Origin of the sequence: Kitasatospora sp. NPDC057500, assembly GCF_042802195.1 — a bacterium.
Taxonomy (GTDB): Bacteria; Actinomycetota; Actinomycetes; order Streptomycetales; family Streptomycetaceae; genus Kitasatospora.
This window is the reverse complement of sequence record NZ_JBHVER010000122.1, coordinates 1-24,641: the sequence shown is the minus strand read 5'-3', so window position 1 is coordinate 24,641 and position 24,641 is coordinate 1. Positions and strand designations below refer to the sequence as shown.

The window sequence follows — 24,641 nt, the reverse complement described above, 5'->3', positions numbered from 1 at the left end:
CCCCGGAGCCGACCGCTCCGGGGCCCGGCGGCTTTCCGCGTCCGGGCCCCGTATGCTCGCGGCATGTCCGAGACGCCCGATGAGAACACCCTGGTGACAGCCGTCGACGCGCTGGCGGACCGGTTCCGCGCGATGCCGCAGAGCCGGCTGCTGGGCGCCGTCCCCGGGCACCCCTCGCGGGCGGCGGCCGGGCTGGCACTGGCCCGCCGGCTGGCGGCCGCGGCGCAGGCCGCCGAGGCGGCGCGTGCGGACGGCGGGGACGGCGGCGGGACGGCGCACGAACTGCCGGACGCCGGGGCGTTCGCCGTCGGCGACCAGCTCGCGGTGGTCGGGCACGACCTGGCGGCGGCGCTGGCCGCACTGCCGGGGGGCGCCGCGGTGGCGCTGCCGGACGGACCGGCGACGGCGGACGTGGTGCGGGCGCACGCCCTGCGGTGGCTCGCGGAGACCACGGCGGCCGTCTGACCCCCCCGGTACCCGGCTCCCGGTACCCGGCACGGGAAAGGCGAGGGGCCGACCGGATCGGTAACCCCTTGATCCGCTCGGCCCCGGGGCCCGTCCGCTGGTCGGGTCAGATGCTGGCCACCACCCGGTCGGCGAGCACGTACACGGTGTCCTCGTCGGTGGAGAAGGTCAGCGAGTAGGAACCGGAGAACCGGGAGCCGCCGAGCAGCCGGACGTTCTCGCCGGCCCGGACGGCGTCGATCAGCCGGTACGCGGCCTCGCGGTCGCCCGGGGCCACGCAGAGCGTGGTGCCGTCGGCGAAGGCGTAGACGTCCAGGGTGCCGAGCGGGCCGGGGCGGACGTCGATCAGCGCGACGCCCTCCTCGGCGAGCGCGGTCAGCCGGGTGTCGGTCCACTCCCGGGACGGCGTCTGGCTGGGGACGAAGTCGGGGTGCGAGGGGTGGCGGCGCGGGTCGGGCGCGACGACCGGGGCCTCCTCGACGGCCGACTCGGCGTCCAGCAGTCCGGCCTCCAGGCCGGTGGCCAGCAGGTCGGCCTCGCGACGCGCCCGGGCGTCACCGGTGGGCTCGGCGACCGGGGCGCCGGCCGGGTGGCCGGGGCGCAGCGGCGCGCCGCCCTCGGTGCCGGGCTCGGCCGGGTGGACGCCGCCCTCGTTGATCAGGTCCTCCAGGGCGGAGCGCAGCGCCTCGCCGAACTCCGGGTCCATGGTGCCCGCGTTGTCGGCCGCCTCGCTCGGACCGGTCGGGCGGGGGAAGAAGAGCGGCCACTCCTCGGTGGTGTTGAAGACCCCGGCGAAGGGGGAGTCGAACAGCGGCGCGTCCTCGGCCGCGCGGGCCTCCTGCTCGGCCCAGAACGCCCGGGCCTCGGTGATCTCCCGCTCGCGGTCGGCGGCCAGCGCCTCGGCGACGGCCCGGCGTATCGCCGCCTCGTCGACGGCCGGGGCGGCGGTGGCCCGCGCGTCCAGCCGGCGGGAGATTCCCCGGAGGTGGAGCAGCACGGCGGTCGACACGGCGATCAGGATCAGCAGCAGGATGGTGTAGACGGCGCTCACGGAACGTACTCCTAGCGAGGAGCGGAACGGGGTTACGCCTCCACAGTGCCGCATCCGGCCGTGTTACCGCAGTGGCGAATGTCCACTTTGTCAGTGACTTTCGCTCTTGTCCCCAAATTGTTAGGTAGTCCCGCTCTACGCTGCGGAGTTGATCCGCTCCGCACCGTCGATTTCCGGTCCGGAAATGAAAGAAAAGAGGGCCGGATCGACCTCTCGGTGTGATCCGGCCCTCAATTACGCTGCGTCACTCCAAACGGGTGGTCTGGACCCTTCGGGGTTGACCTGGAGGCGCGGGTCAGCTGAGCCGCTCGATGACCATCGCCATGCCCTGGCCGCCGCCGACGCACATGGTCTCCAGGCCGAACTGCTTGTCGTGCCACTGCAGGGAGTTGATCAGGGTGGTGGTGATCCGGGCGCCGGTCATGCCGAAGGGGTGGCCGACCGCGATCGCGCCGCCGTTGACGTTCAGCCGGTCCAGGTCGACGCCGAGGTCGCGGTAGGACGGGATCACCTGGGCGGCGAAGGCCTCGTTGATCTCGACCAGGTCGATGTCGCCGATGCCCAGGCCGGCCCGCTTGAGCGCCTGCTTCGAGGCCTCGACCGGGCCGTAGCCCATGATCTCGGGGGAGAGCGCGCTGACACCGGTGGAGACCACCCGGGCGAGCGGGGTGATGCCCAGCTCGCGGGCCTTGGTGTCGGACATGACGACCAGCGCGGCGGCGCCGTCGTTCAGCGGGCAGCAGTTACCGGCGGTCACCGTGCCGTCCGGGCGGAACACCGGCTTCAGGCCGGAGACGCCCTCCAGCGTGACGCCCGCGCGCGGTCCGTCGTCCTTGCTGACCACGGTGCCGTCGGGCAGCGTGACCGGGGTGATCTCGCGCTCCCAGAAGCCCGCCTCGATGGCGGCCTCGGCGAGGTTCTGCGAGCGCACGCCGAACTCGTCCTGCTCGGCGCGGGTGATCCCCTTGAGCGCCGCCAGGTTCTCGGCGGTCTGGCCCATCGCGATGTAGGCGTCCGGCAGCAGCCCGTCCTCGCGCGGGTCGTGCCACTCCCCGCCACCCTCCTCCGCGCGCTTGGCGGTGCGCGCCTGTGCGTCGGCGAACAGCGGGTTCGTGGTGCCCGGCAGGCCGTCCGAGGTGCCGTGGACGCTGCGCGAGACGGTCTCCACGCCGGCCGAGACGAAGACGTCGCCCTCGCCGGCCTTGATCGCGTGCAGGGCCATCCGCGTGGTCTGGAGCGAGGAGGAGCAGTAGCGGGTGACGGTGGCGCCGGGCAGGTAGTCCATGCCCATCTGCACGGCCACGATGCGGGCCAGGTTGTGGCCCTGCTCGCCGCCGGGCAGGCCGCAGCCGAGCATCAGGTCGTCGATCTCGCGCGGGTCGAGCTGCGGCACCTCGGCCAGCGCGGCCCGGATGACGTGCGCGGTCAGGTCGTCCGGGCGGACGTCCTTCAGCGAGCCCTTGAAGGCCCGGCCGATCGGCGAACGGGTGGCGCTGACGATGACGGCTTCGGGCATGGCGGGCTCCTCGCTGAGTGGCGGCGGACAGGCGTCCGGGAGGAAAGTTACCGTCTGGTAGGTCAGCCGTCATCCGCCCCGGCGTGTGAGCTGGCCGACGTGTTCCCCCCGGTCGGGCGGCCTCCCGCGCGGGGCTCCGCGGAGGCTCCGGAGCCCGGCAGGCCGACCCGCAGCCGGTGGCGCAGCAGCGCCCAGCGCCCGGCCGCGCCCGGCTCGCCGCCGACCGCCGCCACCTCGGAGCCGGAGCGTCCGGCCGCGGCCGCCGCGGCCACCGCCACCGGCAGCACCGCCTCGCCCGGGACCGGCCCGTCCGGACGCTCCTCCTGCGGCCAGAGGCCCAGTACGGCGCAGACCGAGGGCAGCACGGCCATCGCGGCCGTCGCGTAGCCCTGGGCCGAGGGGTGGTAGCGGTCGGCGGCGAACATCTCCGGCCGGGCCGCGAACTCCGGCCCGAGCAGCGAGCCGAGCGAGACCGTCCGGCCGCCCGCCTCCACCACCGCGATGGTCTGTGCGGCGGCCAGCTGACGGCTCAGCCGGCGGGCCACCCAGCGCAGCGGCGGGCGGACCGGCTTGATCGTGCCGAGGTCGGGGCAGGTGCCGACCACCACCTGGCAGCCGACGGCGCGCAGCGCGGCGACCGTCTCGCCGAGCTGGCGCACGGCGAGCTGGGCCGGGCTGTGCCGGGTCACGTCATTGGCGCCGACCATGATCACGGCGACGTCGGGGCGGTGCGCCAGGGCCTGGTCCAGCTGGCCCGCGAGGTCGGCGGAGCGGCCGCCGGAGAACGCCACGTTGACCAGCCGGACCGGGCGCTCGGCGACCGAGGCGAGCCCGGCGGCGAGCAGCGCGCCGGGCGTCTCGCGGGCCCGCAGCACGCCCAGGCCGGCCGCCGTGGAGTCGCCGAGGAAGGCCAGCACCAGCGGCGGCTGCGGGGCGGCGGCGGTGTCGGCGAAGGCCTCGCCGTAGACGCCGTCGGCCTTCGGCGGGGCGCTCTCCAGGATGCCGATGGCCTGGATCGCGAGTTTGCTCTCGGTCAGCAGCAGGCCCACCAGGCCCACGCCCAGCACCCCGAGCCCGCCGCCGCCGTACGCCGCCGCGGTGGCGATCCGGCGGGCCACCCGGGCCCGTGACTCCTGTGCCGTCGACATCCGGTGCCCCCTTCGGGTCCTCGTGCCGCCCGGTGAAGGGCCGCTCCCGATGCGTGTACACCCCTAGTACCCGCGATCGCCCCGGCCTACGACGGGGGTGGTCCGTTCGTGGGGCGCGAGGGCCCTCCGGGGCGCGTGGTACGGCCTAGGCTTTGCAGTACCGAAAGCGCCCCTGCATGCCCACAGACCGGGAGGACCCCCCGTGCGGTACCACAACTCGATCATCGACCTGGTCGGCAACACCCCGCTGGTCAAGCTGAACAAGGTCACCGAGGGGATCAGCGCCACCGTGCTCGCCAAGGTCGAGTACTTCAACCCCGGTGGCTCGGTGAAGGACCGCATCGCGATGCGCATGATCGAGGCCGCCGAGGCCTCCGGCGCCCTCAAGCCGGGCGGCACCATCGTCGAGCCGACCTCCGGCAACACCGGCGTCGGCCTGGCGATCGTGGCCCAGCAGAAGGGCTACAAGTGCATCTTCGTCTGCCCCGACAAGGTCTCCACCGACAAGATCAACACGCTGCGCGCGTACGGCGCCGAGGTGGTCGTCTGTCCGACCGCCGTCGCCCCCGAGCACCCGGACTCGTACTACAACGTCTCCGACCGCCTGGTCCGTGAGACCCCGAACGCCTGGAAGCCGGACCAGTACTCCAACCCGGACAACCCGGCCTCGCACTACCACTCCACCGGCCCGGAGCTGTGGGAGCAGACCGAGGGCCGGATCACCCACTTCGTGGCGGGCGTCGGCACCGGCGGCACCATCTCCGGCACCGGCAACTACCTGAAGGAGGTCTCCGGCGGCAAGGTCAAGGTGATCGGCGCCGACCCGGAGGGCTCGGTCTACTCGGGCGGCACCGGCCGGCCGTACCTGGTCGAGGGCGTCGGCGAGGACTTCTGGCCGACCGCCTACGACCGCACCGTCGCGGACGGGATCGTCGCCGTCTCCGACAAGGACTCCTTCCAGATGACCCGCCGCCTGGCCAAGGAGGAGGGCCTGCTGGTCGGCGGCTCCTGCGGCATGGCGGTCGTCGCCGCGCTGGAGGTGGCCCGCGGGCTCGGCCCGGACGACGTCGTCGTGGTGCTGCTGCCGGACGGCGGCCGCGGCTACCTGTCGAAGATCTTCAACGACGACTGGATGGCCGACTACGGCTTCCTGCCGTCCGCCACCGACGAGGCGCACATCGGCGAGGTGCTGGCCCGCAAGGACGCCATCGAGCACGAGGGCATCCCGCAGTTCGTCCACATGCACCCCAACGAGACGGTCGCCGAGGCGGTCCGGGTGCTGCGCGAGTACGGCGTCTCGCAGATGCCGGTGGTCTCGCCGGGCGCCGGCCACCCGGACATCATGGCCGGCGAGGTGATCGGCTCGGTGGTGGAGAAGCTGCTGCTGGAGGGCGTCTTCGCGGGCGACATCCAGCTGACCGACACCCTGGACAAGGTGATGTCCAGGCCGCTGCCGGTGGTCGGCTCGGGCGAGACCGTCACCAACCTGATGGCGGTGCTGGAGAAGGCCGACGCCGCGGTGGTGCTGGTGGAGGGCAAGCCGCAGGGCATCGTCACCCGCCAGGACCTGCTGGGCTTCCTGACCGGCAGCCGCGCCGGGCACTGAGGCCGGGGTCCGCCGGATCCGCCCCCGGTCAGCCGCCGACCCCGACCCGGCGGCTGAGGAGCTACGGGGCGGAGGTGCTGTTTCCGCGCGAACTGGTACACCGGCGTCATCTCCGTGCAGCACGGACTTAACACGGCTGCGCCATCGTTGTGCTCACGGCAAGACGCCGAGCGAGACGGCGGTGACCGACCGGGAGCGGCTCCCCGGCGGCACGGTCCGTCTCGGACCCGACGGCCGGTCCTGAACCGGCCGGTGGTGTCCCCGCCCGTGGAGACGCCGTCGTCCCGCCCCTGCCCGGCTCCGGCCGTCGCCAGGGTGTGGCGGCTCCCCGGGCGAACCGCGCCGCTTGGCGCGTCTCCGCGGCTCCCGGGTGGGGGAGCCCGGCGGAGACGCCGGGGCCGGTCCCTCCTTCGGGCGGGCCGGCCCCGGCTGCGTTCCGTGCTTCCGGCACTGCTGCCTTCCCGTAGTCTCACTGCCATGACCAGCACTGACACGACCGACCAGGACAGCCCGCGCTACGTCCGGCTCAGCATCGAGCTCATCGCCGAGATCACCGACGAGGGCGCCCTCAAGGCGGCGGCCCTCCAGCAGGTGGCCGAGGACGAGTACCTCGACGACGAGGAGCGCGCGCAGTCCGTGGACGCCATCGAGGTGGACCCGTCGGGCTCGCTCGCGCACTTCATCGACCCGGTGGCGCTGCTCGGCGACGTTCCCGGGGTCGAGCTCGCCTCGGCGACCTGGGAGTCGGCGAAGACCGACTTCGACCCGGAGGGTGACGAGTGGGACGAGTACTCGGTGGAGGAGTCCGCCGAGTAGGGCGTGCCCGTCACAGCCCGTGAATGCCCGGTCCGCTGTCCGCGGACCGGGCATTTGTCCATATTTGGCGCCGAGTTTCGGAGTCTCGTACGATCGCAAGCCGTTGGTGATGGAACCGTGAACGCACGGATTGCGTTTCTGTATCCGTAATGCCCGGATGATCAGCAGGGAGTGGGCGACGTGACGGCACGGGAAGGTCAGGGCCGAGCGGCCGGGAGCAGCTGGAGCCGACGTGGCGTACTGGCGGGCCTGATCGGCGCCCCGGTCCTGCTGCTGGCGGCCTGCAACGACAGCAAGAGCACCGACAACGGCGCCGGCACCACCGGCACCACCGGTAGCGGCGGCTCGGGCGGCAACGGTGCAGGCGGCTCCGGCGGTACGGCCACCGGTGGCGCGCAGCCCACGCCCAGCGCCACCAGCACCCCGACCCCGAAGACCTCCGCCGCCGTGATCACCGTCACCCCGGCCGACGGCGCCACCGCGGCCAGCTTCAGCGAGCCGGTCCGGGTCGCCGTCGCCGGCGGCGCCCTCACCACGGTCAAGGTCACCGACTCCACCGGCAAGGCGCTGGCCGGCGAGCTGTCCGCCGACGGCACCGTCTGGACCTCCGCCGCCGCCCCGGCCAGCGGCACCAAGTACACGGTGTCCGCGGTCGCCTTCGACAAGGAGAAGCTGGAGGCCGACGCCAACGCCGTCTTCACCACGGCGACCCCGGCCAACACCTTCGTCGGCTACTTCACCCCCGAGGACGGCTCGGTCGTCGGCGTCGGCATGCCGGTCTCGATCAACTTCAGCAAGCCGGTCACCGACCGCAAGGCCGTCCAGCAGGCGATCACCGTGATAGCCGAGCCGGGCGTCGAGATCGTCGGGCACTGGTTCTCCAGCACCCGCCTCGACTTCCGGCCGCGGGAGTACTGGGCCAAGGGCACCAAGGTGACCGTCAAGCTCCGGCTGAAGGACGTCCAGGGGGCGAAGGGCGTCTACGGCACCCAGTCCAAGGACGTCCGCTTCACCATCGGCCGCGCGCAGACCAGCGTCGCCGACCTCGCCACCAAGAAGCTCACCGTCACCACGGACGGCCAGGTCAGCGCCGTCTACGCGATCTCCGGCGGTTCGCCCGAGTACCGCACCTGGGGCGGCAGGATGGTGATCACCGAGCAGTACCAGCAGACCCGGATGAACTCGCAGACCGTCGGCCTCGGCAGCGAGTACGACATCCCGGACGTGCCGCACGCGATGCGGCTCAGCACCTCCGGCACCTTCATCCACGGCAACTACTGGTCCCCGGCCTCGATCTTCGGCAGCCAGAACACCAGCCACGGCTGTGTCGGCCTGCGCGACGTCAAGGGCGGCCAGGACGCGAGCGCGGACGGCTACAAGTTCTACAAGAGCTCGATGATCGGCGACGTGGTCGAGGTCGTGAACTCCGGCGACAAGACCGTGGCGCCGTCCAACGGCCTCAACGGCTGGAACATGGGCTGGGCCGACTGGAAGGCCGGCAGCGCGATCTGACGCCCCCGGGACCGCGCACGGGGTTGTGGGCGGACCCTGGTGCTCCCGGGGCGTGCCCAGCCGACTACCGAACGGGCCGACCGGCTCCCCGGCCGTCGCGGCGCGGGCTCCGGCCGACCCGGGCGGCCCGACTCCCGGGCCACCGCCGGCGCGCCGTCCGCGCGCCGGCCCGCGGGCGGGGCGCCGAACGCGACGGCCGAATCCCGCCGGAATCCCGGCCGCCGCGGCGGGAGGGTGGAGGCATGACGACAACCTCCACCACCCCGTCCGTCCTGACCGTCCGTGCGATCGACCCCGCGGTGCACGGCGCCCTGCTGGTGCGCGACGACGCCGGGCGCGCGCCCGTGCGCTCGGTCGACGGGACCGGCGGCGCCCCGCTGCGCTGCTGCCTGACCAGGGCGCGGGCCGGGGACCGGATCGCCCTGGTGAGCTACGCGCCGCTGCGGCGCTGGGCCGCCGAGACCGGGGCCGAGCCCGGACCGTACGAGGAACTCGGCCCGGTCTTCGTGCACGACGGCCCGTGCGCCGGTCCGGCCGGACCGGGCTGGCCGGACGGCTTCCACGGCGGTCGGCGGGTGCTGCGCGCCTACGACCGGCGCGGGCACATCCTCGGCGGCGAGCTGGTCGAGCCGGACACCGCCGAGGCGGTCGCGGCGCGGCTGCTCGCCGACCCGCAGGTGGCCGTGCTGCACGTGCGCGCGGTGGAGTTCGGGTGCTTCATGCACGAGGTCCGGCGGGGCTGACACCGCCGGCGGGTGTTCAGGAACGCTTGGCGTACTCGCCGAAGCCCTGCCAGTCCAGGGCGACCACCGGCTCGTCGCCGACCACCCAGGCGTCGTGGCCGGGCGGGCAGACCATGAAGTCGCCGGGGCCGAACTCGTTCTCCTCGCCGTCGTCCATGACGATCTTCATCCGTCCGGAGACGACGTAGCCGACGTGGGCCGACTGGCAGCTGTCGGTCCCGGCGATCGGCTTGATGTGCTGGGACCACTGCCAGCCGGGCTGGAACACCGCCCGTCCGACGGCTCCGCCGTCCAGGTTCACCAGGCGCAACTCGCCCTTGTCCGCCTCGAACGGGCGGATCTCCTCGGGATCGGTGTCGAAGTTCCTGCGGATGAGGCCGGCCATGAGGTGCTCCTCGGGACAGGGGCGGCCCCGCCACCAGGGACGGTGACGCGGCCGCCCAACCGGTCCTTCCAGTCTGCGCCCCCGACACCCGGGTCGGGAACCCTGAGTGACGGCGGACCTCAGGCCTCAGCGGACCCGGGCCTCCGTGGACCCCGGGCTCCGTGGACCTCAGGCCCCCGTCCGGGCCACCCCGATCGGGCAGCTGGCACCGGTGCCGCCGAGGCCGCAGTAGCCGTTCGGGTTCTTGGCGTCCGAGAGGTACTGCTGGTGGTAGGGCTCGGCGGGGTGGAACGGGCCGGCCGGGGCGATCTCGGTGGTGATCGGGCCGAGGCCGAGCGCGGTCAGGGCCGGCTGGAAGGCGTCCCGGGTGGCGGTCGCGGCCGCCGCCTGGGCGGGGGAGTGGGTGTAGACCGCCGAGCGGTACTGGGTGCCCACGTCGTTGCCCTGGCGGTTGCCCTGGGTCGGGTCGTGCGCCTCCCAGAAGGTCTTCAGCAGCCGCTCGTAGGAGACCACCGCGGGGTCGTACACCACCCGCACCGCCTCGGTGTGCCCGGTCAGGCCGCTGCACACCTCCTCGTACGTCGGGTTCGGGGTGTGGCCGCCCTGGTAGCCGACCAGCGTCGTCCAGACGCCGGGCAGCCGCCAGAACGTCCGCTCGGCGCCCCAGAAGCAGCCCAGCCCGAAGTCCGCGACCTCGAAGCCGTCGGGGTACGGGCCGGTCAGCGGATGACCGAGCACGGTGTGCGGCTCACGCAGCGTGAACGCCGGGGTCTCCCGGCCGGGCAGCGCCTGGTCGGCGGGGACGAGCGAGGTCTTGTGGCGGTTGAACAGCACGGCCTGCTCCAACGGATCGGGAAGGGTTGCGGACGTTCCAACGCGGCCGGCCGCCCGGGGATTCCGAGGGCCCGTCGGCGGCCCCGCGGACCCGCCGACGGCTCCCGGGCGGCGGTCGGCGGTTCGCCGACTACGCTCGGAGCATGACCGAGCACCAGCTTCCCCAGGGCTTCGAGACCCTCGCCATCCACGCGGGTCAGGAAGCAGACCCCCAGACCGGGGCCGTCGTCACGCCGATCTACCAGGTGTCCACCTACAAGCAGGACGGGGTGGGCGGCCTGCGGGGCGGTTACGAGTACAGCCGCAGCGCCAACCCGACCCGCACCGCGCTGGAGGAGTGCCTCGCCGCGCTGGAGGGCGGCGCCCGCGGCCTCGCCTTCGCCTCCGGCCTCGCCGCCGAGGACACCCTGCTGCGCACGATCCTCAAGCCGGGCGACCACATCGTGATCCCCAACGACGCCTACGGCGGCACCTTCCGGCTGTTCGCCAAGGTGCTGACCCGCTGGGGCGTCGAGTTCTCCGTGGCCAACACCCAGGACCTCGCGACCGTCCGCGAGGCGCTGCGGCCCAACACCCGCGCGGTGTGGGTGGAGACCCCGTCCAACCCGCTGCTGGGCATCACCGACCTGGCCGCGCTGGCCGACATCGCGCACGGCGCGGGCGCGCTGCTGGTGGTCGACAACACCTTCGCCAGCCCCTACCTCCAGCAGCCGATCGCGCTCGGCGCCGACGTGGTCGTGCACTCGACCACCAAGTACATGGGCGGCCACTCGGACGTGGTCGGCGGCGCCCTGGTGATCGCCGAGGCGGGCCTCGGCGAGGAGGTCGCCTACCACCAGAACGCGATGGGCGCGGTCTCCGGCCCGTTCGACGCCTGGCTGGTGCTGCGCGGCATCAAGACCCTCGGCGTGCGGATGGACCGGCACAGCTCGAACGCGGAGAAGGTCGCCGAGCTGCTGGCCGGCCACCCCAAGGTCAGCCAGGTGCTGTACCCGGGCCTGCCCGGGCACCCCGGCCACGACATCGCCGCCAAGCAGATGAAGGCCTTCGGCGGCATGGTGTCGTTCCGGGTGAACGGCGGCGAGGAGGCGGCGGTCGAGGTCTGCAACCGGGCGCGGCTGTTCACCCTCGGTGAGTCGCTGGGCGGCGTGGAGTCGCTGATCGAGCACCCGGGCCGGATGACCCACGCCTCGGTGGCCGGTTCGGCGCTGGAGGTGCCGGCCGACCTGGTGCGCGTCTCCGTCGGCATCGAGTCGATCGACGACCTGCTGGCCGACCTCCAGCAGGCGCTGGGCTGAGGCCGCGCGCCGGCGGCGCGCGCTACGCGCCGCCGGCGCCCTGCCGCCCCGCGGCGTACTCCTCCACGGAGTGGTTGAAGCGGGCCAGCAGGGCGCAGAACGCGCGTTGTTCCTCGGGCGGCCAGCCGGCCACCAGCCGGCGGGTCAACTCGGTCCTCCCGGCGCGGACTTCGGCCAGCCGGCCGGCGCCGAGGGGGGTCAGCGCGAGCCGGACGGCGCGCCGGTCGGCCGGGTCCTGCACCCGGCCGACCAGGCCGGCCGCGACCAGCGGGGCGACCTGCCGGGTGACGGTGGAGGATTCGACACCCAGCGCGTCGGCCAGCGCCTTGACGTTGGCGGGGCCCAGCCGCTCCAGCCGTTCGAGCAGCAGGTAGGCGGCCCGGACCAGGGCGGCCACCCCGTCGGTGCCGCGGACCTGCTCCATGCGGCGGGCGAACACGGCCAGCTGGTACTGCAGTTGGGTGTGCACGGGGTCGGTGAGGTCGGTGGCCTGGGGCGAGGTCGTCGTCATCGCGGCTCACGATCGTCGTGCGGTGAGGAAGCTCAGGAGCAGCAGCGTACGCGGGCCGGGCGGGCCCGGGAACAGGGCCGACGTCCCCGGACCACGTGTCATCCCGCTCTAGGCTGCTGTCATGCACAGCTGGCCGATCACCCTCGACGATGTCCGCGGCGCCCAGAAGATGCTCGCCGGGGTCGCCCGGGTGACGCCGATGGAGGGCAGCCGCCACCTCTCCGCGCTGGTCGGCGCGCCGGTCCACCTGAAGTGCGAGAACCTCCAGCGCACCGGTTCGTTCAAGCTGCGCGGGGCGTACGTGCGGATCGCCGGCCTCTCCCCGGTGCAGCGGGCCGGCGGGGTGGTCGCGGCGAGCGCCGGGAACCACGCCCAGGGGGTGGCGCTGGCCGCCTCGCTGCTCGGGGTGCGCTCGACCGTCTTCATGCCGGTCTCCGCGCCGCTGCCGAAGATCGCGGCGACCCGGGAGTACGGCGCCGAGGTGCGGCTGCACGGGGCGACCGTCGACGAGACGCTGCAGGCGGCCCAGCGGTACGCGGAGGCGGGCGGCGCGGTGTTCATCCACCCGTTCGACCACCGGGACGTCGTGATCGGGCAGGCCACCGTCGGGCTGGAGATCCTGGAGCAGTGCCCCGAGGTGCGGACCGTCCTGGTCGGCGTGGGCGGCGGCGGTCTGCTGGCCGGGATCGCGGCGGCGGTCAAGCCGCTGCGGCCGGACGTGCGGGTGATCGGGGTGCAGGCGGCGGCCGCGGCCGCGTACCCGCCCTCGCTGGCGGCGGGCCGGCCGGTCTCGCTGGAACGGTTCGCCACGATGGCGGACGGGATCATGGTCGGCCGGCCGGGGGACGTCCCGTTCGAGATCGTCAACACCCTGGCGGACGGCGTCCGGACGGTCTCCGAGGACTCGCTGTCCCGGGCCCTGCTGCTGGGGCTGGAGCGGCTGAAGCTGGTGGTGGAGCCGGCCGGGGCGGCTCCGGTCGCGGCGCTGCTGGAGCGGCCGGACTCCTTCGAGGGCCCGGTGGTGGCGGTGCTGTCCGGCGGCAACATCGACCCGCAGCTGATGCAGCGGGTGCTGCGGCACGGGCTGGCGGCGGCCGGGCGGTACCTCTCGCTGCGGGTGCGGCTGGCGGACCGGCCGGGCGCGCTGGCGGGCCTGCTCGGGGTGCTGACCAGGGTGGACGCCAATGTGCTGGACGTGGCGCACGTGCGGGTCGACCCGCAGCTGGGGCTGACCGAGGTGGAGGTGGACCTGCACCTGGAGACCAAGGGGCCGGAGCACTGCGCGGCGGTGCTCGGCGAGCTGCGGGGCGCGGGGTACGTGGTCTCCCGGTAGGGACCCCGGGGGGCGGTCGGTTAATTTCTTGACGCGTTATATCGCGTCTGCCATATTCGCGATACATCGCGTTCTGCCGTCGTGGTCGCGGAAACGACTCGCCTGCCCGCCCGCATTGGGGGCAAAGTAGGACAGACCGCAGATTTCGTCATCGCACAGCCCAGTCCTTTCCTCAAGGAGATGAGGCAGGCCCATGGCGCCAGCCATCCAAGCCGAGAACCTGGTCAAGACATTCGGCGACGTACGAGCCCTGGACGGCGTCAGCCTCGACGTCCCCGAAGGCACGGTGCTCGGGCTGCTCGGCCCGAACGGTGCCGGCAAGACCACCACCGTGCGCGTCCTCACCACCCTGCTCCAGCCCGACTCCGGCCGCGCGACGGTGGCCGGCGTCGACGTCCTCAAGCACCCGAACCAGGTCCGCAGCCTGATCGGGCTCTCCGGCCAGTACGCCGCGGTCGACGAGTACCTCACCGGCTTCGAGAACCTCCAGATGGTCGGCGAGCTCTACCAGATGCCGGTCCGCCAGGCGAAGGCCCGGGCGCTCGAACTGCTGGAGTGGTTCAACCTCACCGAGGCCAAGGACCGCACCGCCAAGACGTACTCCGGCGGCATGCGCCGGCGCCTGGACCTCGCCGCCGCCCTGGTCGTCCGCCCGCCGGTGATGTTCCTGGACGAGCCCACCACCGGCCTCGACCCGCGCAACCGGCTGGCCCTGTGGGAGGTCATCGAGACCCTGGTCGAGCAGGGCACCACGCTGCTGCTCACCACCCAGTACCTGGAGGAGGCCGACCGCCTCGCCCACGACATCGCCGTGGTCGACCACGGCAAGGTGATCGCGCGCGGCACCGCCGACCGGCTCAAGGCGCAGATCGGCGGCGAGCGGATCGAGGTCGTGGTGCAGCGGCCCGACCTGGTCGGCGACGCGGTCGCGGCGCTCTCCGCCTACGCGCTCGGCGAGCCGGCGGTGGAGAAGAACACCCGGCGGATCACCGTCCCGGTCAGCGGCGGCGCCAGGGTGCTCGCCGACGTGATCCGCGAGCTGGACTCCCGCTCGATCGAGATCGACGACATCGGCCTGCGCCGGCCGACCCTGGACGACGTCTTCCTCTCCCTCACCGGCCACCACACCGAGGCCGAGGACGCGGAGAACGGCGCCGCCGGGGGCGGCAAGCGCGGGCGGGGCAACGGCTCCGGCACCGGCAAGCAGGCCGTCGCGGCCGGGAAGGAACTCTGAGATGGCCACGGCCACCGAGCACGCCATCGGCGGGGCGGTACCCAAGCAGCGCCGGGGCGCGGACGCCGTCCTGCACGACTCCTGGGTGGTCGCCAAGCGCAACCTGCGCCGGATGACCCGGATACCCGAGATCGTGATCTTCGGCCTGATGCAGCCGGTCATGTTCGTACTGCTGTTCTCGTACGTCATGGGCGGCGCGATCAACATCCCGGGGACGCAGTCCAGCTCCTCGGCGTACATCCAGTTCCTGATGGCGGGCATCTTCGCCCAGACCGTCACCTTCGCGGTGGCCGGCGCCTCGGCGGGCATCGCCGAGGACATGTCCAAGGGCCTGGTCGACCGGTTCCGCTCGCTGCCGATGGCCCGCTCGGCCGTCCTGGTCGGCCGCACCCTGGCCGACCTCTGCCAGACCGCGTTCACCCTGGTGGTGCTGGCGGTGGTGGCGCTGCTGGTCGGCTGGCGGATCCACGAGGGGCTGCTCTCCGCGCTCGCCGCGTTCGGGCTGCTGCTCCTGCTCGGCTACGCCTTCTCCTGGATCGGCGCGCTGATCGGCCTCTCGGTGCGCAGCCCGGAGGCGGCCACCTCGGCCGGGCTGATCTGGCTCTTCCCGCTGACCTTCATCTCCAACGCCTTCGTGCCGGTCAGCTCGATGCCGGGCTGGTTGCAGGCGATCGCCTACTGGAACCCGTTCAGTGCCACCGTGCAGGCCTGCCGCAACCTGTTCGGCAACCAGGTGGGCCCGGTGGACGACGTGTGGCCGATGCAGAACGCCGAGCTGGTCTCGGTGCTCTGGTCGGTGGTGATCACCGCGGTCTTCTCCTGGCTGTCGGTGCGCAAGTACCGCTCCTCGGCCCGCTGACCCGGCCCGGAACGCGCGAAGCGGCCGCGACGGGTGCGCGGCCGCTTCGGCGTGCCGGGGGAGGGATCAGCCGGAGTAGGGCTTGACCTCGATGATCTTGACCATGGCCTGCTTGCCGTTCGGCAGCTCGTAGGTCGCCTCGTCGCCGATCGTCCTGCCGTCGATCGCACGGCCGAGCGGCGACTGCGGCGAGTAGATGTCCAGGTCGTCGTCGCCGACCTCGCGCGAGCCCAGCAGGAACTTCATGGTGTCGTCCTCGTCGCCGTCGAAGGCGACCGTCACGACCATGCCCGGGGCCACCACGCCCGAGTCCGCCGGGGCCTCGCCGACCTTGGCGCGCTCCAGGATCTGGGTGAGCTGGCGGATCCGCAGCTCGTACTTGCCCTGCTCCTCCTTGGCGGCGTGATAGCCGGCGTTCTCCTTGAGGTCACCCTCCTCACGCGCGGCCTCGATCTTCTGCGCGATCTCGATCCGCCAGGGGCCGGTCAGGTGATCCAGCTCGGCCTTGAGCTGGTCGTAGCCGGACTGAGTGAGCCAGGTCACGTTCTCGCTGGTCTGGGTCACGGGTGCTCCTCGTAGGTGCTGGGGCTGTGCTGAGGGTGTGAGTCGTCAGCGTGTCGAGTGGTGCTGATATCGGTCTTAACTACAAAGCAACGCCCGCTCCCGTACCAGCTGGTGCGGAAGGGGCGAAACCACGAGCCTAACAACTCCCGCCGACAATCGGGAGGGTCGTTGGCCTGCCATTGACGACAGCGTTGCGCCAAGGTGTACAGGATCGGCGGGACGGGCTCCTCTACGGATGCCCGTTCTCCCGAGCGGATATGCCTGCGACGGGACTACTCGGGAGTACAGCCCAGCAGCTCGGCGGTGGTGCCGCGGGCGGTGGTCCGCAGGCTCACCACCGCGTCGTAGCTGGAGCCCTCCGCCGGGACGGGGAAGTCGGCCAGCCCGACCACCGCGCCGTCCTCGGCCTGCGAGCGGACGGTGCAGCTGCCGGCCGTGCCGTCGCTCTTGCGCACCGCCAGGTGGAGCTGGAGCTCGGTGTCGGAGAGCGCCTGGAAGGTCGGCACGGCGCCGTTGATCTTCGTCTCGCGGATCAGGTAGGAGCTGCCCAGCCAGACGATCAGGCCCAGGGCCAGTACCCCGCAGACCGCGCCGACCACCTTGAGGCGGCGGTCGCTCTCGCGGTCGCCGCGCCGCCCGTAGCGGTCCTCGGGCAGCTGCGGGGGCCGGGTGCCAGCGCTCATGGGGCTCAGTCCTCTCGTGGGGAGGGGGCCGCGCGGGTGGTGCGGGGGAATGCGGTGCTCCTCCAGTCCGTCACTATAGGAGGGGCACGCCCGCGGCCGGTCCGGCGGGGGCGGGCCCGGCCGTGTCGGCGCCCGGCGCGGCGGCCGGTCCCGCGGTGACGCGGCCCCAAGAGCGGCTCGGACGGTTGGGTGGACCGGCTTGCGCGGTACGCCCGGACATTTGTGGAAGGAACGCACGCGTTGACTGAGCAGTTGCGACTGATGGCGGTGCACGCCCACCCGGACGACGAGTCCAGCAAGGGCGCGGCGACCATGGCCATGTACGTCGACCAGGGGGTGGACGTGCTGGTGGCCACCTGCACCGGGGGGGAACGCGGTTCGGTCCTCAACCCGAAGCTGCAGGGCAAGCCGGAGATCGAGGAGAACATCCACGAGGTCCGGCGCAAGGAGATGGACGAGGCCCGCGCGATCCTCGGGATCAAGCAGGCCTGGCTGGGCTTCGTGGACTCGGGCCTGCCGGAGGGCGACCCGCTGCCCCCGCTGCCCGAGGGCTGCTTCGCCCTCCAGGACGTCAAGGAGGCGGCCGAACCGCTGGTCCGCCTCATCCGGGAGTTCAAGCCGCAGGTCATCACGACCTACGACGAGAACGGCGGCTACCCGCACCCCGACCACATCATGACCCACAAGATCACCATGCTGGCCTTCGACGCCGCCGGCGACCCCGACGCCTACCCCGAGGCCGGCGAGCCCTGGCAGCCGCTGAAGGTGTACTACAACCACGGCTTCCCGATGGGCCGGATCCGCGCCCTGCACAAGTACCTCTCCGAGAACGGCCACGAGTCCCCCTACGGCGAGTGGATCGCCGGCTGGGAGAAGAGCGGCCGCCAGGAGCGCGAGATCACCACCCGGGTGCGCTGCGACGACTGGTTCGAGACCCGGGACCGCGCGCTGATCGCGCACGCCACCCAGATCGACCCGGACGGCCCGTGGTTCCGCGTCCCGCTGGAGGTCCAGCGCGAGGTGTGGCCCACCGAGGACTACGAGCTCGCCCGTACCCTGGTCGACGTGGACCTGCCGGAGGACGACCTGTTCGCCGGCCTGCGCACCCCCAGCCTGACGGCCGAGTCGGCCGACACGCGGGACTGAAGCACCCCCCGACGGCCCGGCTCCCCGTGAGCCGGGCCACCATAGAGATATGAGCGCCCCCGTGAACCTCACCCACCTCGCCGCCGAACTCGCCGTCGACGACGCCAAGGTCACCCCCGGCCTGCTGGGCTTCCTCGTCTTCGCCGCCCTCGGCGTGGCCACCTGGTTCCTGGCCAAGTCGATGAACAAGCAGTTCAAGCGCGTGAACTTCGCCGAGGAGCCGGAGTCCCCGAAGGAGTGAGGTCACGCCCCCTCCGCCGCGCGGATGCGCGAGGATGGGGGCATGCCGAACCGCCTCGCCGACGCGACGTCGCCGTACCTGCAGCAGCACGCCGAGAACCCGGTCGACTGGTGGCCCTGGGGGCCCGGGGCGTTCGAGGAGGCGGCGCGCCGCGGCGTCCCCGTCCTGCTGTCCGTCGGGTACGCGGCGTGCCACTGGTGCCATGTGATGGCGCACGAGTCGTTCGAGGACGAGGGGACGGCGGAGTACCTCAACGAGCGGTTCGTCGCGGTCAAGGTGGACCGGGAGGAGCGGCCGGACGTCGACGCCGTCTACATGGAGGCGGTGCAGGCGGCGACCGGGCAGGGCGGGTGGCCGATGACGGTCTTCCTGACCCCCGGCAAGGAGCCGTTCTACTTCGGCACCTACTTCCCGCCGGAGCCCCGGCACGGCATGCCGTCGTTCCGGCAGGTGCTGGAGGGCGTGCACGCCGCCTGGCGGGACCGGCGGGACGAGGTCGCCGAGGTCGCCGGCCGGATCCGGGCCGACCTGGCCGAGCGGGCGTCCGTCTACTCCGTCGGCAGCGGGGTGCACCAGCCGCCCGGCGAGGCCGATCTGCACCAGGCGCTGGTCGCCCTCAGCCGCGACTTCGACCAGCGGCACGGCGGCTTCGGAGGGGCGCCCAAGTTCCCGCCCGCCATGGTGATCGAGTACCTGCTGCGCCACCACGCCAGGACCGGCTCCGAGGCCGCGCTGGAGATGGCCGTGCGCACCGGTGAGGCGATGGCCCGCGGCGGCATCCACGACCAGCTCGGCGGCGGATTCGCCCGGTACGCGGTGGACGCCGGCTGGGTGGTGCCGCACTTCGAGAAGATGCTCTACGACAACGCGCTGCTGCTGCGCGCGTACCTGCACCTGTGGCGGACGACCGGCTCCCCGCAGGCCCGCCGGGTCGCGCTCTCCACCGCCGACTTCCTGCTGCGCGAACTGCGCACCCCCGAAGGCGCGTTCGCCTCCGCGCTGGATGCCGACAGCCTCGACGAGGAGACCGGCGCCACCGCCGAGGGCGCCTACTACGCCTGGGAGCCGGGCCAGTTGGTCGACCTGCTCGGCCCCGCCGACGCGGCCACCGCCGCCCGGCTGTTCTCGGTCACCGCCGACGGCACCTTCGAGCACGGCACCTCCGTCCTGCAACTCCTCGCCGACCCCGAGGACTTCGCCGAGTACGAGGCGATCAGGGAGCGGATGCTGGCGGCCCGGGCGGCCCGCCCCGCGCCCGCCCGGGACGACAAGGTGGTCGCCGCCTGGAACGGCCTCGCCATCGCCGCCCTCGCCGAGACCGGCGCCCTGCTGGAGCGCCCCGACCTGGTCCGGGCCGCCGAGAGCGCCGCCGACCTGCTGCTCGCCGTCCACCTCACCCCCGAGGGCCGGCTGCTGCGCACCTCCAGGGACGGCCGCCCCGGCGCCAACGCGGGTGTGCTGGAGGACTACGCCGACACCGCCGAGGGCTTCCTCGCCCTGTACGCCGTCACCGGCGAGGCCGAGTGGCTCCAGCTGGCCGGCGGGCTGCTCGACACCGTGCTCAAGCACTTCGCCGACGAGGCGTCCGGTGCGCTGTACGACACCGCCGACGACGCCGAGGAGCTGATCCGGCGCCCGCAGGACCCGACCGACAACGCGACCCCGTCCGGCTGGACCGCCGCCGCGTCCGCCCTGCTCACCTACGCCGCCTACACCGGCTCGGCCCGCCACCGGACCGCCGCCGAGCGGGCGCTCGGCATCGTCGGGGCGCTCGCCTCGCGCGCGCCGAGGTTCGTCGGCTGGGGCCTGGCCGCCGCCGAGGCGCTGGCCGACGGCCCGCGCGAGGTCGCGGTGATCGGCCCGGCCGGCGCCCCCGGGACGGCCGCGCTGCACCGGGCCGCGCTGCTCGGCATCGCGCCCGGCGCCGTGGTCGCGTTCGGCGAGCCGGGCGCGGGCAGCGACGAGGTCCCGCTGCTCGCCGGCCGGCCGCTGGTCGACGGCGCGCCCGCCGCCTACGTCTGCCGGCACTTCACCTGCGACGCGCCGACCACCGACCCGGAGGAACTCGCCGAGCGGCTGGGGGCGTTGGCGCAGGGGTAAACGACTGGTCGGCGCGGGGGCCGCCGGGAGAGGATGGGCCATGCCCTGGACCCTCAGCACCTCCCTCGACGACTTCCGCGCGCAGGCCGGCGGCTTCCTCGCCGCGCACCCGGCCGAGAACACCGTGCTGCTCACGATCGCGGACCGGCTGGTCGCGCGCGGCCCGGACTACTTCGGCGCGGGCGTGCCGGTCTTCGGCTGGTGGCGCGGCGAGCCGGAGGGCCCGGTGGAGGGGGCGTTCCTGCAGACCCCGCCGTTCGTCCCGCGGCTGGGACTGATGCCGCAGCGGGCGGCGGCCGGACTGGCAGCCGAGCTCGCCGGTGCCCGGGCCGGGTTCACGGAGTTCACCGGGGTCGCCGGCGGGGTGGCGGCGGTGCGGGCGTTCGGCGACGCGTGGGCCGCGGCCACCGGGGTCACCGGGACCGTCAGGACCGAGGAACGCCTCTACCGGCTCGGCTGGTTGACCGAACCGCCGCGTCCGCCGGCCGGCCGGTCCCGGCTCGCCGGGGCGGCGGACCGCGAGCTGCTGATCCGCTGGTTCGAGGAGTTCGCGGCGGAGGCGGGCGTCCGCATCTCCGATGTCGCGACGGCGGTGGACGACCGGACCGCCGACAACCGGCTGCACCTGTGGGAGGACGCCGGGCGGCCGGTCGCGGTGGCCGGGGTCAGTGCGGTCGTCGCCGGGATGTCCCGCATCGGCCCGGTCTACACCCCGCGCGACGTCCGGGGCCGCGGCTACGCCAGCGGTGTCACGGCCGCCGCCTCGGCCGCCGCCCTCGCCGAGGGGGCCGCGGAGGTGCTGCTCTACACGGACCTCTCCAATCCGACCAGCAACTCGATCTACCGGCAGATCGGCTACCGGCCGGTGGAGGACTGCCTGGAGCTGGCCTTCGGCACCTGAGCCCGACGGCACGCGGGCGCACGGGCGCGCGGGCGCACGGCGCGCGGCTTCCGGCGCGCGGCGGCCGGGAACCGCCGGGGGCGGGCCGGCGTCGGAGCGGTGGGGCGGGCCGGCGGTCGGGGGGAGCGTGACGGTGGACGCGGTGCTCGACTGGACCGGGCGGCTCAGCCCGGCGGAGGCGGCGGCGGGCGCGCTGGCCGGGAACCTCGTGCTGTTCGCGCTGGCCCTGCTGGCCGGCGGCCTGCTGGTCCGCCGCTTCGGCGACCGCCGGGTGACCCCGCCGCCCGCGCCGCCGGACCGCCGGGAACGGGTGCTCACGGTGGTCGCCGTGCTGCTCAACTCCGCTGTGGGGCTGCTCGGCTGGCAGCTCTGGAAGGCCGGCTGGATCAGGCTCACGGCCGACGCGGGACCGCGCGCGTCGGCCGATCTGCTGCTGTTCTCGCTGGTGATGGACGCGCTGATGTACGGCGGGCACTGGCTGGCCCACCGCCGCCGGCTCTACCGGCTGGCGCACGAACTGCACCACGGTTACCCGGACCCGCGCCCCGCCACCCTCTTCGTGCTGCACCCGCTGGAGGTGCTGGGCTTCGGCGGCGCGTGGATCACGGTGCTCTGCCTCTGGCCGGGGATGTCCGTCCTCGCGCTGTCCGGCTACATCGGCGTCAACCTGGTCTTCGGCCTGCTCGGACACCTCGGCGTGGAGCCCTTCCCGGTACGGGTCCGGCGGCTCGCGGTGTTCCGCTGGGTGGCGCTGCCGATGTTCCACGCCGGCCACCACGCCGATCCGGCGGTCAACCTGGGCTTCTACACCACCGTCTGGGACCGGCTGTTCGGCACCATCGACCCCCGCTACGACGCCCGCCGGGCGGCCCCGGACCCGGCGCACCCGTGAGCCGGGGCGTTCGGAGGCCGACTCACTCCCAGTCCCAGCCGATGCCCAGGATGCAGGGGCCGACGGCGGTGGCGACCAGGTGGACGCAGTGGTGGCCGTCCAGGGTCAGTTCCTCGCTCTCGTAGGGCTTCTCGGCGGGCGAGCGGCGGGCGAACCGGTGGCAGCGGACCGGCAGCGCGGCCGGGTGGAAGGTGACCTGGAGGACGTACTGCCCGGCGCCCGAGTGGAAGCCGCGGATGTACTCGCGGCTGGGCTCGGGCGCGGGGGCGTCGTCGAAGCCGTATCCGAGCAGATGGGTGTCGCCCGCGCGCAGCCTGCGGTCCAGCAGGAGTTCGGCGATCAGCAGGTCGTGGGCCCGGTCGCGGCGGACGCGGCCGAGGCGGCAGTTCTCCTCGGCGCGCACGCCGACCCGGGTGACGTCGCTGCCGGGGTCGCCCTGGTGGATGGCGAGGTAGCGGTCGATGCCGTCGCGGTGGGCGCGCAGGGCGTGCTGGGAGTCGCGGCGCCGGAGCCGGCGGTCGGCGCCGATCCTGATCCGCTCGATGTGGGTGATGGTGTGCAGCCCGCTGTCGCGCGGGCCGGCCAGTTCGGCGAGCAGGTCGTCGACGGCGGTCGCCGGGGTGATGAGGTCGCGGTAAGGGCGGACGGGCGGGCCGGCCGGCGCGGCGGGGGCGGCCCGCCGGGGGCCGAGCAGCCGGGTCAGGGAGTGCGCGGGGAGTTCCAGGACCCGCTCCAGCTCCCGGACGGCGCGCAGTGACTCGGGCCGTTCGGGGCGGCGCCGGCCCTGCTGCCAGTAGCTGAGGCTGGTGACCCCGATGTGGACGCCGCGCAGTGCGAGGTGGTCGCGGACGCGGTGCAGGGCGAGGCCGCGGGCGGCGATGGCGGTGCGCAGGGCGAGGTCGAACGGACCGGTGCGCAGCACGGTGACGAGGTCGGGCTGGTCGGTCCGCTGCATGCGGCCTCCTCGGGTGGCGGGACGGGGCGGGCCGGCCCGGGCCTGTGCGGCGGGCCCGGCCGGTCGTGAATATTCACATGTGGAGGGTGGTTTGTCACCGGTTCCGACGTCCCGGGCGGCGCTTGCGCGGCCGTCGTTCACAGCGGGGCGGGGCCCGTTCACACCCGGCGGGCGGGGCCGCGGGGGCCGTTGACCGGCCATGTCAACGGCGCGATGCTCGGTGGCGCGATCCGGACCGCGCCCCCACACCTCTCGACTCCTCTGCCTGTCGCAAGGAGGACATCCCCCATGTCCGTCACCCGGATACGCCTGCGCCGCGCCGTCTCGGTGCTCGCGCTCGGCGTCCTCGGTCCGGCGCTCAGCGTCGCGGCCGTCACCCCGGCCCAGGCCGCCCCCATGGCCGCGGGCCCCCAGCAGCGAGTGCGGCCGGTGGCCGCCGCGGGTTCCTCGGCCGACCTGGCCGGCACCTACAAGAAGCTCAACCTCACCATGCAGCAGCAACAGCAGAGCAACTGGTGCTGGGCGGCGAGCGGCAACACCATCGCCACCTGGTACGGCTACAACTACAGCCAGAACCAGTTCTGCAACGCCGCGTTCGGCCGTTCGGCCAACACCGCCTGCCCCAACAACCAGGCCACGCTGGGCGATGTGCAGAACGCCCTGAGCCGGTTCGGCATCAACCCGGGCTCGTACGTCAGCGGGTACCTGCGCTACAGCACGGTGCAGAGCGAGGTGAACGCCGACCGGCCGGTGGAGACCCGGATCCAGTGGAGCTCCGGCGGTGGCCACATGCACGTCCTGTACGGGTACGACACCACCGCCAACCAGGTCTACTGGGGCGACCCTTGGCCGTCCAACTACCGCTACAACTGGGCGGACTACAACTACTACGTGTCGAACGGCACGTTCTCCTGGACCCACTCCCTGTACCGGATCGGCGCGTGAGGGGCGACATGAGCAGCATGCACAGGGCCGCGCTCGTGCGCGGCGCGGCGGCCGTCCTGCTGGCCACCGGTCTGGGTCTGGCACTCGCACCGGCCGCGTCGGCCGCCGGTCCCGCGGCTCCGGCCGGCCCGGCCGGGGTGCCCGAGCCGGTGCCGGCCGCGGAGCTGGCCGAGGCCCGCGAGGCGGTGCGCAGCCCGGCGGTGCTCGACCGGTTGGGCCGCTTCTTCGCCCGCAAGGGCGTCCCGCCGACCGGGCGGCTCGCCCCGGGCGCGGCCGAGGAGGCCGAGCAGGCCGCGGCGGCGGCCGCGGCGCCCAGGCTGGCCGGGGAGACCGTTCCGGTGTACACGCTGGACGCCGCCTTCGTGGCCGGTACGCCGGGCGCCCCGGTGGCCCGGGCGGAGTTCACCGCGAGCCGGGTGGTCGCGGCCGACGGCCAGGTCGCCTCGGTGTGGACGGTGAAGCAGGGCGGCGGCTGGCGGGTGGTCAACATCGCCGGCGGCGGCGACGAGGGCGACTACGCGGCGCGGGCGGCCGAGGGCGGTGGCGGGACGGCGTTCCGCGAGCCGCAGATCAACGCCTGGTACGTGCTGCGGGACGGCCGGGTGCTGCCGCTGGACGAGGAGGCGCGCCGTTCGGTGGGCGAGGCCGGGGTGAGCCTGGCCGGGTACCAGGGCCTGGTCCGCCAGCGGTACGGCGACAAGCTGCCCGGCTCGGCGTACGACCGGGCGGGGCGGGGCGGCGGCTACGAGCCGGCCGCCGGACGGGCCGACGGCACAGCCGCGCTGCCGGCCGTGACGGCGGCCGCGGCCCTGGGCGTCACCGCGCTCGCGGGCGCGGGCGCGGTCCTGCGGCGGCGGGCCGGAGCGCCGTCGGGGCGGGCGCGCCGGTAGGCCGGAGCGGGGC

At 73.7% G+C, this 24,641-nt stretch carries 25 protein-coding genes; 16 read left to right on the top strand and 9 right to left on the bottom strand.

What is annotated here, in order from left to right; all coding sequences use genetic code 11:
• Positions 1 to 63: 63 nt before the first annotated feature.
• The gene (locus ACFU74_RS23930; RefSeq protein ID WP_380760039.1) at positions 64 to 465 is read left to right on the top strand and encodes a hypothetical protein; all 402 of its coding nucleotides are present in this window, start codon (positions 64 to 66) and stop codon (positions 463 to 465) included.
• A gap of 106 nt (positions 466 to 571) precedes the next feature.
• On the opposite strand, the gene ACFU74_RS23925 is transcribed toward ACFU74_RS23930, so the two are convergent.
• The 3 genes from ACFU74_RS23925 to ACFU74_RS23915 all read right to left on the bottom strand — a co-directional run bounded on the left by ACFU74_RS23925 (position 572) and on the right by ACFU74_RS23915 (position 4,180).
• The gene (locus ACFU74_RS23925; RefSeq protein WP_380760037.1) at positions 572 to 1,516 is read right to left on the bottom strand and encodes a hypothetical protein; all 945 of its coding nucleotides are present in this window, start codon (positions 1,514 to 1,516) and stop codon (positions 572 to 574) included.
• A gap of 295 nt (positions 1,517 to 1,811) precedes the next feature.
• Entirely contained in the window at positions 1,812 to 3,032 is a 1,221-nt protein-coding gene (locus ACFU74_RS23920; RefSeq protein ID WP_380760035.1) for an acetyl-CoA C-acetyltransferase, read from the bottom strand.
• Between the two features lie 62 nt (positions 3,033 to 3,094).
• On the bottom strand, positions 3,095 to 4,180 hold the full coding sequence (locus tag ACFU74_RS23915) for an SGNH/GDSL hydrolase family protein (protein WP_380760033.1): 1,086 nt from the start codon (positions 4,178 to 4,180) through the stop codon (positions 3,095 to 3,097).
• Positions 4,181 to 4,382: 202 nt separating this feature from the next.
• Here ACFU74_RS23915 and ACFU74_RS23910 point away from each other — a divergent pair, with 202 nt between their 5' ends.
• The 4 genes from ACFU74_RS23910 (at position 4,383) to ACFU74_RS23895 (ending at position 8,857) form a co-directional block, all read left to right on the top strand.
• Positions 4,383 to 5,786, top strand: coding sequence for a cystathionine beta-synthase (locus tag ACFU74_RS23910; RefSeq protein WP_380760031.1), 1,404 nt, complete (start codon positions 4,383 to 4,385; stop codon positions 5,784 to 5,786).
• A 477-nt stretch (positions 5,787 to 6,263) separates the two neighbouring features.
• Positions 6,264 to 6,602, top strand: a complete 339-nt coding sequence (locus ACFU74_RS23905) for a hypothetical protein (RefSeq protein WP_380760029.1) — start codon at positions 6,264 to 6,266, stop codon at positions 6,600 to 6,602.
• A 171-nt stretch (positions 6,603 to 6,773) separates the two neighbouring features.
• A complete protein-coding gene (locus ACFU74_RS23900; protein ID WP_380760027.1) occupies positions 6,774 to 8,114 on the top strand; it encodes an Ig-like domain-containing protein in 1,341 nt (446 codons plus the stop codon).
• A gap of 242 nt (positions 8,115 to 8,356) precedes the next feature.
• Entirely contained in the window at positions 8,357 to 8,857 is a 501-nt protein-coding gene (locus ACFU74_RS23895; protein WP_380760025.1) for a DUF1203 domain-containing protein, read from the top strand.
• Positions 8,858 to 8,873: 16 nt separating this feature from the next.
• Here ACFU74_RS23895 and ACFU74_RS23890 read toward each other — a convergent pair whose 3' ends face one another.
• Positions 8,874 to 9,242: a cupin domain-containing protein gene (locus tag ACFU74_RS23890; RefSeq protein WP_380760023.1), complete on the bottom strand. Its 369-nt coding sequence runs from the start codon at positions 9,240 to 9,242 to the stop codon at positions 8,874 to 8,876.
• Positions 9,243 to 9,410: 168 nt separating this feature from the next.
• A complete protein-coding gene (msrA, locus tag ACFU74_RS23885; RefSeq protein WP_380760021.1) occupies positions 9,411 to 10,076 on the bottom strand; it encodes a peptide-methionine (S)-S-oxide reductase MsrA in 666 nt (221 codons plus the stop codon).
• A 143-nt stretch (positions 10,077 to 10,219) separates the two neighbouring features.
• Here msrA and ACFU74_RS23880 point away from each other — a divergent pair, with 143 nt between their 5' ends.
• Positions 10,220 to 11,374: a cystathionine gamma-synthase gene (locus tag ACFU74_RS23880; protein ID WP_380760019.1), complete on the top strand. Its 1,155-nt coding sequence runs from the start codon at positions 10,220 to 10,222 to the stop codon at positions 11,372 to 11,374.
• 22 nt (positions 11,375 to 11,396) lie between these two features.
• On the opposite strand, the gene ACFU74_RS23875 is transcribed toward ACFU74_RS23880, so the two are convergent.
• A complete protein-coding gene (locus ACFU74_RS23875) occupies positions 11,397 to 11,885 on the bottom strand; it encodes a MarR family winged helix-turn-helix transcriptional regulator (protein ID WP_380760017.1) in 489 nt (162 codons plus the stop codon).
• A 121-nt stretch (positions 11,886 to 12,006) separates the two neighbouring features.
• On the opposite strand from ACFU74_RS23875, the gene ilvA reads away from it, so the two are divergent.
• From ilvA to ACFU74_RS23860, 3 genes are all read left to right on the top strand, one after another.
• Positions 12,007 to 13,218 carry a threonine ammonia-lyase gene (gene ilvA, locus ACFU74_RS23870; RefSeq protein ID WP_380760015.1) on the top strand — a complete coding sequence of 404 codons (1,212 nt, stop codon included), beginning with the start codon at positions 12,007 to 12,009 and terminating at the stop codon, positions 13,216 to 13,218.
• A 193-nt stretch (positions 13,219 to 13,411) separates the two neighbouring features.
• Positions 13,412 to 14,452, top strand: coding sequence for an ATP-binding cassette domain-containing protein (locus ACFU74_RS23865; RefSeq protein ID WP_380760013.1), 1,041 nt, complete (start codon positions 13,412 to 13,414; stop codon positions 14,450 to 14,452).
• A gap of 1 nt (position 14,453) precedes the next feature.
• Entirely contained in the window at positions 14,454 to 15,311 is an 858-nt protein-coding gene (locus tag ACFU74_RS23860) for an ABC transporter permease (protein WP_380760009.1), read from the top strand.
• Positions 15,312 to 15,377: 66 nt separating this feature from the next.
• On the opposite strand, the gene greA is transcribed toward ACFU74_RS23860, so the two are convergent.
• A complete protein-coding gene (gene greA / locus ACFU74_RS23855) occupies positions 15,378 to 15,875 on the bottom strand; it encodes a transcription elongation factor GreA (RefSeq protein ID WP_380760006.1) in 498 nt (165 codons plus the stop codon).
• Positions 15,876 to 16,147: 272 nt separating this feature from the next.
• Complete coding sequence (locus ACFU74_RS23850) at positions 16,148 to 16,558, bottom strand: DUF4307 domain-containing protein (RefSeq protein ID WP_380760004.1); 411 nt, start codon at positions 16,556 to 16,558, stop codon at positions 16,148 to 16,150.
• Between the two features lie 240 nt (positions 16,559 to 16,798).
• Between ACFU74_RS23850 and mca the strand changes: the two genes are divergently transcribed.
• The 5 genes from mca (at position 16,799) to ACFU74_RS23825 (ending at position 21,838) form a co-directional block, all read left to right on the top strand.
• The gene (gene mca / locus ACFU74_RS23845; RefSeq protein WP_380760002.1) at positions 16,799 to 17,704 is read left to right on the top strand and encodes a mycothiol conjugate amidase Mca; all 906 of its coding nucleotides are present in this window, start codon (positions 16,799 to 16,801) and stop codon (positions 17,702 to 17,704) included.
• A 49-nt stretch (positions 17,705 to 17,753) separates the two neighbouring features.
• Positions 17,754 to 17,945 carry a hypothetical protein gene (locus tag ACFU74_RS23840; protein ID WP_380760000.1) on the top strand — a complete coding sequence of 64 codons (192 nt, stop codon included), beginning with the start codon at positions 17,754 to 17,756 and terminating at the stop codon, positions 17,943 to 17,945.
• A gap of 42 nt (positions 17,946 to 17,987) precedes the next feature.
• Complete coding sequence (locus ACFU74_RS23835) at positions 17,988 to 20,045, top strand: thioredoxin domain-containing protein (RefSeq protein ID WP_380759998.1); 2,058 nt, start codon at positions 17,988 to 17,990, stop codon at positions 20,043 to 20,045.
• Between the two features lie 40 nt (positions 20,046 to 20,085).
• Entirely contained in the window at positions 20,086 to 20,946 is an 861-nt protein-coding gene (locus ACFU74_RS23830) for a GNAT family N-acetyltransferase (RefSeq protein ID WP_380759996.1), read from the top strand.
• Between the two features lie 127 nt (positions 20,947 to 21,073).
• Complete coding sequence (locus ACFU74_RS23825; protein WP_380759994.1) at positions 21,074 to 21,838, top strand: sterol desaturase family protein; 765 nt, start codon at positions 21,074 to 21,076, stop codon at positions 21,836 to 21,838.
• Positions 21,839 to 21,860: 22 nt separating this feature from the next.
• Here ACFU74_RS23825 and ACFU74_RS23820 read toward each other — a convergent pair whose 3' ends face one another.
• Positions 21,861 to 22,793: a hypothetical protein gene (locus ACFU74_RS23820; protein ID WP_380759992.1), complete on the bottom strand. Its 933-nt coding sequence runs from the start codon at positions 22,791 to 22,793 to the stop codon at positions 21,861 to 21,863.
• A gap of 288 nt (positions 22,794 to 23,081) precedes the next feature.
• Between ACFU74_RS23820 and ACFU74_RS23815 the strand changes: the two genes are divergently transcribed.
• A complete protein-coding gene (locus tag ACFU74_RS23815) occupies positions 23,082 to 23,738 on the top strand; it encodes a papain-like cysteine protease family protein (RefSeq protein WP_380759990.1) in 657 nt (218 codons plus the stop codon).
• An 8-nt stretch (positions 23,739 to 23,746) separates the two neighbouring features.
• A complete protein-coding gene (locus tag ACFU74_RS23810; protein ID WP_380759988.1) occupies positions 23,747 to 24,628 on the top strand; it encodes a hypothetical protein in 882 nt (293 codons plus the stop codon).
• Positions 24,629 to 24,641 lie beyond the last annotated feature (13 nt).